Source organism: Exiguobacterium sp. s127, assembly GCF_018618695.1.
Classification (GTDB): Bacteria; Bacillota; Bacilli; order Exiguobacteriales; family Exiguobacteriaceae; genus Exiguobacterium_A; species Exiguobacterium_A oxidotolerans.
In genome coordinates this window covers 567,057-581,055 of record NZ_JACSMO010000001.1, presented here as the reverse complement: position 1 = coordinate 581,055, position 13,999 = coordinate 567,057, and the positions used below count along the sequence as shown (strand labels likewise).

The 13,999-nt window shown below is 46.9% G+C and carries 15 protein-coding genes; 1 reads left to right on the top strand and 14 read right to left on the bottom strand.

Features of this window, described 5'->3' with window-relative positions:
* Window positions 1–53: 53 nt before the first annotated feature.
* The 10 genes from greA to recD2 all read right to left on the bottom strand — a co-directional run bounded on the left by greA (window position 54) and on the right by recD2 (window position 9,692).
* A complete protein-coding gene (gene greA / locus KNP98_RS02790; RefSeq protein ID WP_088837506.1) occupies window positions 54–527 on the bottom strand; it encodes a transcription elongation factor GreA in 474 nt (157 codons plus the stop codon).
* A gap of 56 nt (window positions 528–583) precedes the next feature.
* Complete coding sequence (udk, locus tag KNP98_RS02785; protein WP_214766460.1) at window positions 584–1,231, bottom strand: uridine kinase; 648 nt, start codon at window positions 1,229–1,231, stop codon at window positions 584–586.
* 16 nt (window positions 1,232–1,247) lie between these two features.
* Window positions 1,248–1,889: an O-methyltransferase gene (locus tag KNP98_RS02780; protein ID WP_029331012.1), complete on the bottom strand. Its 642-nt coding sequence runs from the start codon at window positions 1,887–1,889 to the stop codon at window positions 1,248–1,250.
* A gap of 71 nt (window positions 1,890–1,960) precedes the next feature.
* Complete coding sequence (gene mltG, locus KNP98_RS02775; RefSeq protein WP_088837508.1) at window positions 1,961–3,109, bottom strand: endolytic transglycosylase MltG; 1,149 nt, start codon at window positions 3,107–3,109, stop codon at window positions 1,961–1,963.
* A gap of 79 nt (window positions 3,110–3,188) precedes the next feature.
* Window positions 3,189–3,482: a DUF1292 domain-containing protein gene (locus tag KNP98_RS02770; RefSeq protein ID WP_029331014.1), complete on the bottom strand. Its 294-nt coding sequence runs from the start codon at window positions 3,480–3,482 to the stop codon at window positions 3,189–3,191.
* Window positions 3,469–3,756, bottom strand: coding sequence for a DUF1292 domain-containing protein (locus KNP98_RS02765; RefSeq protein WP_029331015.1), 288 nt, complete (start codon window positions 3,754–3,756; stop codon window positions 3,469–3,471). The genes KNP98_RS02770 and KNP98_RS02765 overlap by 14 nt, the downstream gene beginning before the upstream one ends.
* A gap of 13 nt (window positions 3,757–3,769) precedes the next feature.
* Window positions 3,770–4,192 carry a Holliday junction resolvase RuvX gene (ruvX, locus tag KNP98_RS02760; RefSeq protein ID WP_029331016.1) on the bottom strand — a complete coding sequence of 141 codons (423 nt, stop codon included), beginning with the start codon at window positions 4,190–4,192 and terminating at the stop codon, window positions 3,770–3,772.
* The gene (locus KNP98_RS02755) at window positions 4,189–4,458 is read right to left on the bottom strand and encodes an IreB family regulatory phosphoprotein (RefSeq protein ID WP_029331017.1); all 270 of its coding nucleotides are present in this window, start codon (window positions 4,456–4,458) and stop codon (window positions 4,189–4,191) included. Before KNP98_RS02755 ends, ruvX begins: the two co-directional genes overlap by 4 nt.
* Before the next feature lie 34 nt (window positions 4,459–4,492).
* Window positions 4,493–7,135 carry an alanine--tRNA ligase gene (alaS, locus tag KNP98_RS02750; RefSeq protein ID WP_214810651.1) on the bottom strand — a complete coding sequence of 881 codons (2,643 nt, stop codon included), beginning with the start codon at window positions 7,133–7,135 and terminating at the stop codon, window positions 4,493–4,495.
* A gap of 331 nt (window positions 7,136–7,466) precedes the next feature.
* A complete protein-coding gene (gene recD2, locus KNP98_RS02745; RefSeq protein ID WP_088837510.1) occupies window positions 7,467–9,692 on the bottom strand; it encodes an SF1B family DNA helicase RecD2 in 2,226 nt (741 codons plus the stop codon).
* 122 nt (window positions 9,693–9,814) lie between these two features.
* Here recD2 and KNP98_RS02740 point away from each other — a divergent pair, with 122 nt between their 5' ends.
* On the top strand, window positions 9,815–10,363 hold the full coding sequence (locus KNP98_RS02740) for a VOC family protein (RefSeq protein WP_088837511.1): 549 nt from the start codon (window positions 9,815–9,817) through the stop codon (window positions 10,361–10,363).
* 216 nt (window positions 10,364–10,579) lie between these two features.
* Here KNP98_RS02740 and KNP98_RS02735 read toward each other — a convergent pair whose 3' ends face one another.
* From KNP98_RS02735 to cymR, 4 genes are read right to left on the bottom strand one after another with little or no spacing between them, the layout of a single operon-like run.
* Window positions 10,580–11,296, bottom strand: a complete 717-nt coding sequence (locus KNP98_RS02735) for a tetratricopeptide repeat protein (RefSeq protein ID WP_235195163.1) — start codon at window positions 11,294–11,296, stop codon at window positions 10,580–10,582.
* Window positions 11,250–12,374 carry a tRNA 2-thiouridine(34) synthase MnmA gene (gene mnmA / locus KNP98_RS02730; RefSeq protein WP_029331022.1) on the bottom strand — a complete coding sequence of 375 codons (1,125 nt, stop codon included), beginning with the start codon at window positions 12,372–12,374 and terminating at the stop codon, window positions 11,250–11,252. Before mnmA ends, KNP98_RS02735 begins: the two co-directional genes overlap by 47 nt.
* A gap of 12 nt (window positions 12,375–12,386) precedes the next feature.
* Entirely contained in the window at window positions 12,387–13,517 is a 1,131-nt protein-coding gene (locus KNP98_RS02725) for a cysteine desulfurase family protein (protein WP_214802172.1), read from the bottom strand.
* A 13-nt stretch (window positions 13,518–13,530) separates the two neighbouring features.
* Window positions 13,531–13,938, bottom strand: coding sequence for a cysteine metabolism transcriptional regulator CymR (gene cymR, locus KNP98_RS02720; protein ID WP_088838504.1), 408 nt, complete (start codon window positions 13,936–13,938; stop codon window positions 13,531–13,533).
* Between the last annotated feature and the right edge of the window lie 61 nt (window positions 13,939–13,999).

Below are 13,999 nucleotides of genomic sequence, written 5' to 3'. Positions count from 1 at the left end.
ACTCATTCCTCCATCATACAGAAAGCCGGATTGCTCCGGCTTCATCGTTTTATTTATTTAATCGATGTAATTTTTACAGCGAAATCTCCACCTGGAGCCTGTACCGATACTTTCTCACCTACACTATGTCCGAGTAAGCTTTTAGCGATTGGTGATTCGTTCGAGATTTTACCTGTGAACGGATCCGCTTCTGCACTTCCGACAATCGTGTACGTTTCTTCTTCATCATCTTCAAGAATCAAGAATGTGACCGTCGTTCCGATACTAACGACCGAAATATCCTTTTCTTCTTCAGAAATAATTGCTACGTTACGTAGCATTTCCTCAAGTTGTGCAATTCGTCCTTCGACCATCGCTTGTTCTTCTTTCGCTGAATCATATTCTGCGTTCTCAGACAAGTCTCCGAAAGATCGTGCAATCTTAATATTTTCAACTACTTCTTTACGGCGGACTGACTTCAGTTCGTTTAACTCGTTCTCAATTTTCGCTTTACCGTCAAGCGTCATATAATACTGTTTTTCTGCCATTTTTGTCACGCTCCTTTTTATTCCACTAGTATAGTATATTCACATCTTTTTTGGAATCAATATCCTCTTTCATCAAGTGCTGTTCGATAATCGAGTATGGCACGAATCTTCGTTACGAGGAGATCAATCGCGACATGATTCTCTCCACCTTCCGGAACGATGATATCTGCATAGCGTTTTGTCGGCTCACAAAACTGAAGATGCATCGGACGGACGACATTCGTATACTGCTCGACGACCGAGTCGATTGATCGACCACGTTCGTTGATATCACGTTGCATCCGTCGTAAAATCCGTACGTCCGCATCTGTATCGACAAACACTTTAATATCCATCAATTCCCGTAAACGCTCATCTTCAAGCGCTAAGATTCCTTCGACGATGATAACATCACGTGGATCGAGTTTGATCGTCTCCTCCGCTCGCGTATGCGCAACGTAATCATAAACAGGTTTTTCGACCGCAATGTTTTCACGTAACGATTTGATGTGGTTAATCAGCAAATCATTATCGAATGCAAACGGATGGTCATAATTTGTTTGATATCTTTCTTCCATCGAGAGTGTACTTTGATCTTTATAGTAAGCATCTTGCTCGATCATGACGATCGATTCGCTCGGGAAAGCTGCGACGAGTGAGCGTGCGACTGTCGTCTTTCCTGATCCCGTACCTCCAGCAACGCCAATTACAACCGGTTTTTGCATTGATTTTGTTCCTCCATCATTCCGACTTGATTTTTCGACTTACGGAAACACCGTCTCCGAGTGGAAAAATCGTCGTATCGTATTGTTCTTGTTCCATCATCCAGACTGTGAATTCCTTGACGAGACGGACGAGTCGTCGTCTTCTTCGATCAAACGTTTTTGGATCTGTTTCTAAAACATCACCATGTAAAAACAGATTATCCGTGTATAAAATCCCGCCTATTGGCACAAGCCGCCCATAACCGTTGAAGAATTTTTTATACTGCCCTTTCGCCGCATCGATGAAGATTGCATCGAACTCTTGGTCAAGGGTTTCGGCTAATTCTACTGCATCTGCAAAAACGATGTCAATTCGGTCCGCGACATCTGACCGGGCGATGAATGCTTTTGCCTCTTCATACCGTTTTGCATTTCGTTCGACTGTCGTGATGCGTGCGTTCGGCAATGCACGTGCCATTCGAATCGCGCTATATCCAATTGCCGTCCCGAGTTCGAGTATCCGCTTTGGTTGTTGTAGCGTCAGCAAGGATAATAACACTTCTGACCCCGTCAATTCAATGATTGGGATGTGATGTTCCTTAGCATATGCTTCCATCTCTTCGAGTAGCGAATCACGTGGCTTAATCATTGCTTCAACATACGCTGTAAACTCATTCATTCGAACTACTCCTTCTCCGCATAAACAGGTTGACCTGGAACGAAAATACTCGTCCCAAACCAACCCGATGCTCATTGCTCTTTACTTGCTTCGTATTCAACCCATTCCGGTTTATACTTTACGACATTACGTTGATGTTCTTCATACGTCTCTTCGTAAAGAATCTGTCCTTTTGGATTTTTTTCACTCGGTGGCCGAGCAAAGAAATAAACATACTTTGTTTTATTCGGATTGAGTACGGCGAGTACGGAATCTTTACTGACTGTTGAAATCGGACCGATTGGAATCCCCTCATATTTATACGTATTGTATTTCGAGTTATTCTCAAGATCTTTCAATGTCGTTAATGCCGTGTTTTCCCCCGTACCATACCAGACTGTTGGATCCGACTGAAGTTTCATACCATCATCAAGACGATTTTTGAAAACGCCAGCGATTTCACGGCGGTCTTTCGCTGTTGCCGCTTCACGTTCAACCATCGATCCAAGACTGAGGACTTCATGGAATGTCATTCCTGATTCTTTAATCGCATCTGCATTTGCATCATAAATTTTTTCCATCTCGTCAAGCATCGTCTCAGCAATTTGATTGATGTTTTTCCCTTTATCAAATTCATACGTCGCCGGGAACAAGTAACCTTCAAGGGAGTAGAGTACTCCTTTTTGTTTCACTTCATCCGTTAACATCGGATACTTTTCAATCAAACTGTTGATGTACGTTTGATCCGTCAGTGCTTTACGAACAGCCTCTTGCTTAAAGCCCGTTGCTTTTGCAATCACGGCGATTTGCCGATCCATCGTAATCCCTTCAGGAATCGTCATCTTGACATCTGCTGCTTTCATGACTTTACCGGTTTTCAACTTATTGATGATTTCGTCCGGTGTCATCGCTTGCGTCAGCGTGTACGTTCCCGCTTGGAATGACGATTCATTCTTATAGCGAACGTAATAGCGAAAAATCGTTTCATTTGCAATCAATTCTTTGTCCTTTAGGATATTTGAAATCGTACTTGTTCCAGCACCTAACGGAATTTCGACTTTCACGGATTTTGTTGCGTCCGCGTTGACGGGTTCGAGTGAATTTTTTAAAAAGATATAGATTGCCGCACCTGCTACTAAGAAAATCGTGAATAACACTGAAAGGATGATGAGCGTAATCCGGCGTGATGTCCGGCGGCGCTTGTTTTCGATTTCAGCATTGTGCTTCCATTCGTTCTCCATCGGTTCCTCCTTTTTCTCTTAAAACAAGGTGACCTCGAAAGAGCATTGCTCCTTCGACATCACCTTATACACGAGTCGGTTATTCAAGCTCGTCTTCTAATGTATTGAAGACTTCTTCGATTTCATCCCACGTTTCCGTGTCATCTTCTTCGATCGGAACAAGATTGAAGTCATTGTCTCCGTCGCCATACTCGTCTAGTTCGTAAACGAAGATGTCGACTTCTTCCGCGTTGTCGTAGTCAGCACCGACTGGCTCGAGGAAGATATACGTTTTGTTTGAGCGTGGGCTCTCATAACGTAACCGCTCCATAAATTCGAAATCATTACCTTCACCATCTGGAATTACGTAACGTGTTGGTTCATTCTGTTGCATCATTCATCCGCTCCTTTAATGCAGTCTCGAGTTCATCCCAAGTCTGCTCATCATTTTCATCGATCAGGCTCAATTCAAAATCATCGTCGCCTTCTCCATACTCATCAATCTCACAGATGATTAAATCATCTGCGCCATCTTCTGGATTCCCTATCATTTCGAGGAACAGATACGTTTTCCCTGTTCGCTCGCTGACATAACGGTACCATTCTTCGAAAAGATGTTCGCCACCGTCTTCATCCGGAAAGAGATACTGGCGCTTTTCTTCAGACATCTCATTTCCTCCTTTACCGGTTCGCCCGATCCAAATACGATTGTAGGATCATGACTGCCGCCATCTTATCGATGACTTGTTTTCGTTTTTTTCGACTGACATCTGCGTCGATCAACATACGCTCTGCCTGCATCGTCGTGAGACGCTCATCGACGAGAACTGTTGAAAGTCCTGTCGCTGATTCGATTTCACGCGCGAACGCTTCACTTGCTTCTGCTCGCGGACCAATCGAACCGTTCATGTTTTTCGGATGTCCGATGACGATGATTTCGACACCGTACTCTTTAATGATTGCCTCTAGTCGCTTGAAGGCGACAGGATAATCGGGTTCTGTCCATTTGACGGTCTCGACGCCTTGCGCCGTCCAGCCCATCAAATCACTCACCGCGACTCCAATCGTCTTCGAACCGACATCGAGTCCGATCGCACGCTTCATTTTTTGTCTCCACTCTCCGACAGATAGGATTTGACGAGTTCTTCAAGCAATTCATCTCGTTCAATCTTACGGATTAGATTACGTGCATCATTATGACGAGGAATGTAAGCAGGATCCCCAGATAGAAGGTATCCGACGATCTGATTAATTGGATGATATCCTTTCTCTTCCAAAGCGTGATAGACCGTCAACAACACTTCCCGTGTCGCTGCTTTACTATCGTCTTCCGGAAAATTAAATTTCATCGTTTGATCCATCTGACTCACGTTAATCACCTCTTTCATTTACACTACTTTTCTATTATGCCAGTGATTGCGCATAATGTGAAGCATACGCCAACGCTTCATTTAATTTCGAAGCATCTTTCCCGCCTGCTTGGGCCATATCGGGGCGACCACCGCCACCGCCGCCACAACGTGTCGCAACTTCTTTAATCAATTTCCCGGCATGATAACCTTGGTCGATTAAGTCTTTCGAGACACTTGCGACGAGGTTCACTTTGTCGCCTTGCGCACTGCCGAGGACGATGATTGCTGACTCGAGTGAACCTTTCAATTCATCCATCATCCCACGTAATGCATCCATATCAGACACATCGACACGTTTCGAAAGGACTTGGACACCATTGATCAGTTCAACGTCATCTTTAAGTGATGCTGCTTCGATATTCGAAAGTTTTGCTTGGAGTGATTCGTTTGCGCGTTCTGTCTCACGTAATTGAACTTGTAACGCTTCGATTCGACTCGGAACTTCCGTCGTTTTCGTCTTCAGGACACGTGCTGCTTGTTCGAGCGTCTCAAGATGCGCATTCATGACACGATATGCACCAGCTCCTGTGACCGCTTCAATCCGACGTGTACCAGCACCGATACCTGATTCAGAAACAATTTTGAAAAGACCGATTTCCGCCGTGTTCTTGACGTGGATCCCGCCACATAATTCGATTGAATACGTTCCTGCCAATACGACGCGGACCGTTTCACCATATTTTTCACCGAACAGTGCCATTGCCCCTTTTGCTTTTGCATCGGCGATGTTCATTTCTTCGATATCGACAGCCAGCGATGCCCAGATTGCCTGATTGACATCCTGTTCAATCGTTTTTAGTTCATCTGCCGTGACTGCACCAAAGTGAGAGAAGTCAAAGCGGAGACGATCTGCTGACACGAGTGATCCTGCTTGATTGACGTGCGTGCCGAGTGTATCTTTTAGTGCTTTATGCAACAAGTGTGTTGCTGTATGGTTTTTCGTAATGGCTTTACGTGCTGCGCCTTCGACTTCTGCGATGACTGAAGCGTCCGCGAGTGCAATCCCCGTCCGAACGATGACCGTATGCAAGTTTTGACCGTTCGGTGCTTTTTGTACGTCTTTGACGTCTAAGACGAAATCTTTTCCTTCAATCGTTCCTGTATCCGCGACTTCACCACCGCTCTCAGCATAAAACGGCGTGATGTCTAAAATGACTTGTGCCTGTTCGCCTGCTGCGACTTCCGTGACATGTTCTCCATCATGAAGCAATGCGACGATCGTTGCATCCGTCTTCACATCCGTATAACCGACGAACCGGCTTGGTACCGTCAATGTCGCAAGAACTTCAGATTGCTGTTGCATCGATCCGCCATCTTCACGTGCCGCACGGGCCCGCTTACGTTGCTCATCCATCGCCCGTTTAAAGCCTTCTTCGTCAACTGCCATTTGATGATCTTCTGCATATTCGACTGTCAATTCGAGGGGGAAACCGTACGTGTCGTAAAGACGGAATGCATCTTCCCCACTAATCGTATGCTCTCCATTATTTTTAGCCGTCTGAGCGACCGTATTTAAAATCGCGAGACCATCTTGTAATGTTTCATGGAAACGTTCTTCTTCATTCTTGATGACACGTTTGATGAAGTCCGCCTTCTCTGGAACTTGTGGGTAAAAGTCAACCATGACGCCACCGACCGTATCCACGAGCTCGTACATGAACGGACGTTCGATTCCAAGCATCTTCGCATAGCGGACTGCCCGGCGAAGTAAACGACGGAGGACATACCCGCGTCCTTCGTTCGATGGCAATGCGCCGTCGCCAATCGCAAACGAAACTGTTCGGATATGATCAGCGATGACTTTGAATGCTACATCCAGCTTCGCGTCATCACGGTATTTTTTACCACTCATTTCTTCCGTCTTATGGATGATCGGCATGAACAAGTCCGTATCGAAGTTCGTCGGCACGTTTTGTAAGACACTAGCCATCCGTTCGAGACCCATTCCTGTATCAATGTTTTTGCGTGGAAGTTCTGTGTAGTTCCCGTTTCCATCATGGTTATACTGACTGAAAACGATGTTCCAGATTTCAAGATAACGTTCATTTTCGCCACCCGGGTAGAGTTCTGAATCGTTCGGGTCGTCACCGAAGTCTGGACCACGATCAAAGAAAATTTCCGTGTTCGGACCAGATGGACCTTCACCGATTTCCCAGAAGTTATCTTCGAGCGGAATGATCCGTTCAGCCGGAACACCGAGCTCAAGCCAGATTTGGCGTGCCGCATCGTCTTCCGGATGGATCGTAACAGACAAGTACTCTGGATCTAGACCGTACCACTCGTCACTCGTTAAGAGTTCCCAGCCCCATTTGATCGCATCTTCACGGAAGTAATCACCGACTGAAAAGTTACCGAGCATTTCAAAAAACGTATGGTGACGTGCCGTTTTACCGACGTTTTCGATATCGTTCGTCCGGATCGATTTTTGTGCATTGACGATTCGTGGATTGTCTGGGATGACACGTCCATCAAAATATTTTTTTAATGTCGCGACACCTGAGTTAATCCAAAGCAATGTTGGATCTTCCACTGGTACGAGAGAAGCACTCGGTTCCACAGCGTGACCTTTCGATTGGAAAAAGTCGAGATACATCTGACGGATTTGTGCGCCAGTCAACGGTTTTAATGGTTTCATCGAAAATACCCCCAATTAATTAATAAGTTCATCCTGAACGCAAAAAAAACGATGCATCATCCCCTAGGAAAGGGACGAAAGCATCGCTCTCGTGGTACCACCCTCGTTCGCAACATCCTCTGTTACGGATGTTACCTCGAAAAATCCAATAACGGGGATTAACCGCAAGTGTTTTCACTCGACTCAAGAAGGAGCTTCAAATGATTCATCATGGAGATGGTTGCAGCAAATCCATCTCTCTCTTCGTCATGATTGCATCACTCTACTTATCTTCTATCAACGTTTTGCGTCCATTCATCTAACGTGATTATTACCTATCCAACGTATTCCGTCAAGTCTTTGTCGCACCACCCAGACGTTCAATCAACCGCGTCCGTCGACGAGGTTCTTCTTCTTGTGATGCCTTGTGAAAGGCGCGTGGATCTCCGAACAACAACAAACTTGTTTTCGCACGGGTCACGGCCGTATAAATTAAGTTTCTCGAATGCTTAAAGGCGCCCGTAAAGAAGACCGGCATCAGAACGATCGGAAACTCCGACCCTTGGGCTTTATGGATCGTGATCGCATAGGCATGTGTGAATTGGTCCCAGTCACTGCGATTGTATTCGACTTCCGTCTGGTCGAACCGCGCGATAATTTTATCGACTTTATCGACGTTTTCTTTCGCAAAAAAGATGTTGACGATTTCGCCGATATCACCATTGTAGACATTTTCTTCCGCATTGTTGACGAGCTGAAGAATCTTATCTCCACTCCGGTACAGCCGATTCCCTTGCTTCACTTCCCGTTTTTTCGGTGCTTCCGGATTGTAGACATTTTGCAGCGCGAGATTGAGTTCATCAATCCCGACTTGTCCGCGATATGTCGGGGCGAGGACTTGGACGTCGAACTTCGAGTAGCCTTTTGCTAACGCTTTTTCAGCGAAGGCGGCAATCCCGCGTAATGATTCCTGCGGAGCAAGTGAATAAAAACGGCGGTCCGATAACGGTGCCAATAAATCAGCTGATGTGACCCGATTTTTCAAATCATGAGCCAATCGTAAAATCGACGAATCCTCCGCTTGACGGTGTACGACATTGAGTCGTACGACCGGAATCCCGTCCGTATCCATTAAATCAGCCAAAACTTGTCCCGGACCGACCGACGGCAGTTGATCCCGGTCACCAACGAACAAGATTTTCATCCCGTTCGGCACGGCGCGAAGGAGACTCGACAAGAGGTAGATATCAATCATCGATGATTCATCGATGATCAACACTTTTCCGGTGATTGGTTGATCTTCATTCAATTGAAAATTTGAGCCGTCGTATTTCAACAGCCGATGAATTGTCATCGCCGGAACATCGGTCGCTTCCGACAATCGTTTTGCAGCACGCCCGGTCGGTGCGACGAGAACGTACGGATACACATCACCTGATTTGACTTGACTTTTTTCGAGCGGCCAATCATGGATTTCTTGTAAGGCATGTAAGATTCCTTTGATGACCGTCGTTTTACCGGTTCCCGGTCCACCGGTCAAGACCATCAATGGTGCTTTGACGGCCAGTTCAATCGCTTCTCGTTGTTGCGTCGCATATTCCATTCCGAAACGTTCTTCGAGCTGACCGATTGCCGTTAAGATCGTCGCGACATCGACTTCTTGCTCTGCTCCATTCGCCATGACGCGTGCCAGCTCTTTTGCCGCCCTGACTTCCGCATAATAAATCGTCGGCAGATACAGACAGCCTTCTTCGAGTTTTACTTTATCTTCTGTCAACAACAACTCGATTGCCTGTTCGAGTCGTTCTCCTGGGTCTTCGCCTAGCAGGCGGGGTGCCCGCTGCAACAATGAATCAATTGTCGCAAAAGCATGTCCTTCCCCTGCCTCTTGCTCAAGTATGTGCATGACGGACGCTGCAACGCGTTCCGGGTGAAGACCAATCAAGCCGAGATGGGAGGCAATTTGATCGGCCGTCTTAAAACCGATCCCGCTCACTTCGTACATCAAGGAATACGGGTTTTCACGAATCCGCGCCATCGCATCCCCTTCGTACGCCGCATAAATTTTAGCTGCAAGTTTCGGCGTGACGTCGAACGGTGCCAAAAACAACATCAATTGATCAACGCCATAGAGCGTTGCCAGTCGACTGAAGATGACGTCAGCTTGTTTTTGTTTAAGTCCAGGCACACGATCGAGGGCACGGCTATCTTTTAAGATGACATCAATCGCATCCTCGCCAAGTGCCTCGACGATATTTTTCGCTGTTTTCGGACCAATGCCGGTAAACGATCCATTCGTCAAAAAGCGGACAGCGGCATGCTTCGTCATCGGGACAGAACGGCGAATTAATTCTGCCTTTAATTGTTTACCAAACCGTGGATGGTCCACTAAACGGCCAAACGCCTGATACGTACCGCCAAGTTCAATCCCGACTCCCGTTCCCGTCACGACGAGTTCAGTTTCTTTCAATTCAAAGTTTTTTTCCTTAACAGCCACCAATACGATGGAATGCGCTTCTTCTTCGGAGGAGAAGAGCACACGTTTAACACGACCGACGACTTGATGAGGGTGCTCCATCACTCCACCTACTTTCTAAAAGACTACGATTTACTACGCTCTCATCATCATAGCACTCGTTTAATCGATTTAAAATCAGGGAAAGTGAACTTGAACTAAAAATTGAATTGGAGGAGAAGCATGTGGGACGATTACCAATTGCTGGTTTATGTGAATTAGTACTTGAAGTAGAGGATATGGAACGCGCTGTCAACTTTTGGCATGGGACGCTCGGAATACCGATTGTCGAGCAATGGGCTCCAGATGACGCGGAACCAAGTAAAGAACAAGCGACGCAAGACGGCGTTTGGGCGACATGGCTCTATATTGGCGGAAACACGCGACTTGGACTCTGGCTCAAACGAGATTTCACACTCGAGGAACGAACTGTGAAAAATCTACCGGTCACGAAGTGGGATTCGCTTTATGATGAAGGAGGGACTCACGTCCACTGCGCCTTTTACATTGAAAAAAACCGATTCGAGGACGCTCTGAACGTCTTACGGGAAGCAGATATTGCCGTTAAGATTCGAGAATGGGATGAACAAGAAACTTCGAATGATAAAGAATACTCCGCTTATTTTAAAGATACTGAACAAAATGTGATTGAGCTCTATACAAAAAATATGGACGAGGCGTACGAAGACTTTTCTGGTCCGCCGCAACGCGTCGTACGTGAAGTCGGAAACTAACGCAATCTTCAAAACGATCAGAGACGGAATGCGCTTTAAAGCGGTCGCATGACACAGGCAAGTATTAAACCCTCTTGAACGATAAGAAATTGCACAAAAATGGCCGATGGTCCCTTGAAAAGTGGGATCATCGGCCATTTGATTGTTGAAGGACGGAAACATCCGTCACACGGCTTGATGCTGGTCTGACTTATGAGTCAGACCCATTCATTGACCTTATTTCAACAAAGAATCCATTTTCGCTTTCGCATCTTGCGCAAGCGTATGATTCGGTTGATATTCAAGAACCGTCTCGAGCTCCGTATAACACGCTTCTTGCTGACCAAGAAATGCAAGGGCAATCGCATAGTTATAGCGTGCGTCCGTGTGCGTTTCTTCTAACAACAGGACTTGCTCGAAAATTTCTGCCGCTTCTTCGATCTGTTCGTTTTGTGCGAGCGCAAGGCCGTATTGGAAAGCAATTTCGACGTCCACCCCGTTCAATTCCGTCGCTTGTTTCAAGCGAGGAATTCCCCGGACAGGATCGCCGAGCTTTTGATACGTCAGACCAAGCATGAAGTGTAGATCGGCGTCATCAAGTCCATGGAGTAAGGCGAGCCGCAAGGCATCTTCTGCCTCGACCAGTTGCTCTGCCGCAAAGAACAATGCCCCTTTTGCATAGTGGGCACTGGCGAACGTCGGGTCAATTGTCAGCGCCTTTTCATAAAAGCGTAATGCCCGGTCTGCATCATCCATCGATTGAAGCAACGTTCCCAAGTTGACATATGCCGTCGGATCATTCGGGTTTTCTTCAATCGCATCGTTGAAGGCTTGCGCAGCCAGTTCGTAATTTCCCGCTTCTAAATGTCTGAATCCTACTTCGTTATAATTCATCGTGTTCTCTCCCTTATGCAAGATACGTAAGACGTTCGCCCGCTTTGTACGCTTCGTCAATCGTTGCGCCACCTAAGCAGACATCACCATCATAAAATACGACGGCTTGTCCTGGTGTAATTGCCCGTTGGCGTTCGTCAAAGGCAACATCAAGACGTCCATTTTCAAGCAAGCGGACAGTCACGCCTGAGTCTTCTTGACGGTAGCGGAACTTCGCCGTACACCGGAATGTATCGCCGACTTTAAGTGGTGCCGTCCAGCTGATGTCCGACGCATATAATCCTTCCGAGTAGAGCAGTTCATTATGGAAGCCTTGATCAACGAACAAGACGTTATCCGCAAGATTTTTTCCAACAACGAACCAAGGCTCTCCGTCTCCGCCAATCCCTAACCCATGACGCTGTCCCATCGTGTAATACATCAAACCATCGTGACGTCCCATGACTTTTCCGTCGAGTGTCCGCATTTCGCCTGGTTGTGCCGGGAGATATTGGCTGAGGAATTGTTTAAAGTTCCGTTCCCCGATAAAACAGATACCGGTCGAATCTTTTTTCTTCGCCGTCGCCAAGTTCGCTTCTTCCGCGATTTTCCGGACTTCTGACTTTTCCATGTGACCGATCGGGAACATCGCTTTCGCAATTTGGTCTTGTGACAGTTGGTTCAAGAAGTACGTTTGGTCTTTATTCGTATCGACCCCACGGAGTAACTTGTGTTCCCCGTCTTCATAGACCGCACGCGCGTAATGACCTGTCGCGACAAAATCCGCCCCGAGACGCATGGCGTGATCAAGAAACGCTTTGAACTTGATTTCCTTGTTACACATGACATCCGGATTCGGTGTCCGACCCAGTTTATATTCATTCAAGAAATACGTGAAGACTTTGTCCCAGTATTCTTTTTCGAAGTTGACTGCATAGTACGGAATGCCGATTTGATTGGCGACCGCGATCACATCTTCATAGTCTTCCGTCGCTGTACAAAAACCGTCTTCATCCGTATCATCCCAGTTTTTCATGAAGATTCCGATGACGTTGTACCCTTGTTCTTTCAGCAAGTGTGCTGTGACGGACGAGTCGACGCCGCCAGACATTCCGACGACGACTGTCGTCTCACTTGGCGCTTTTGCTCTTGTATTCATTGCTTTCACCTCTTATTTGTTCTGAAACGATTTTACGACATCTATCAATCCTTGTGCGAGTAGTTCGACTTGCCCGGCATCATTTCCACGGCCGAAACTAATTCGGACCGATTGCCGCGTCCGGTCATTTTCACCGTACATCGCGGACAACACGTGAGATGGTTCAATGGAACCTGCCGTACAGGCACTCCCGCTCGAGACGGCAATTCCGCGCATATCGAGCATGATTAAAAACGGTTCAATCTCGACACGCGGGAAATAGAGATTGACGATATGCGGCAGTCCTGGATGCCCATTTTGTTCATAGGAAATCGAACTAGCCTCGAGACGATTGAGTAACAGGCGACGCAAGTCTTCCGACTGGGCTTTCAGTATGTCACGTTCTGCTACGATCAATTGAACGGCTTTTGCGAAACCGACGATTCCAGCGACGTTTTCTGTTCCCGCGCGACGCTTCCGTTCTTGTTCGCCACCGTACGACTGCACTTCTAACTGGACGCCTGTTCGGACGTAGAGCATCCCGACACCTTTTGGTCCATTGATTTTATGACCTGATGCCGATAATAGGTCAATATGACATGCTTCGACGTCGAGACTCAGCTTGCCAAAGACTTGGACCGCATCCGTATGAAAGAGAATGTTTTGTTTGTTTAATAACTGGCCCATTTCCTTGATTGGTTGCAGTGTCCCGACTTCATTGTTTCCGAACATGACCGAAACAAGAATCGTATCCGGGCGAAGCGCTGCCGCGAGTGCGTCGACCGTGACGACGCCCGACTCCGGCACTTCTAAATACGTCACGTCAAACCCACGTTTTTCGAGTTCTTCGAACGCACGCAGGACGGCATGGTGTTCGAAGCGTGTCGTGATGACATGCTGTCCCTTGTCTTGATGTTTCATCGCGGCACCCAAAATCGCATAGTTATCCGACTCCGTTCCCCCCGCCGTGAAGATGATTTCATTTGGTTTGGCATTCAGTTCACTCGCGATTGTCCGACGTGCCGCGTCAATCGCCGCCCGGCCGGAACGACCGAACGCGTGGACGCTCGACGGATTCCCGAATTGCTCGAGCATATATGGAGTCATTGTTTGGAGTACATCAGGGTGCATTGGCGTTGTCGCCGCATGATCAAAATACATCATTTCGTCTCACCTTTCATATATAGAACATATATCCAGTATCATCGTCTTCCGCTAAATCTTTTAATGTCGTCGAATCCAGTACTTGATCGACTGCACTTTGGATTTTATCCCATAATTTTCGTTTCGTCACTTCATCAGAATTGTCCCCTTCGACAACTACGAGTGGTCCCTCAAGCAAACGAATGATATCGCCGGCCGTGATTTCTTCCGCTTTACGCCCTAACTTATAACCGCCGTAAGCGCCACGGACACTTTTGACCAGCCCACCATTTCGGAGCGGGGCAATCAATTGTTCCAAATAATGCTCCGACAGATTATACATTTGCGCAATTTTTTTTAAGGATAACGGCTTTTGTTCGCCTCCTTTAGCGAGTGCGATCATGATTGTCAGACCATACCGGCCTTTCGTCGAGATTTTCATCATGCGAAATAACATCCTTTCTAGTATAGTAGGAGCTGAATCCACGTGGAAAGAAGGAACG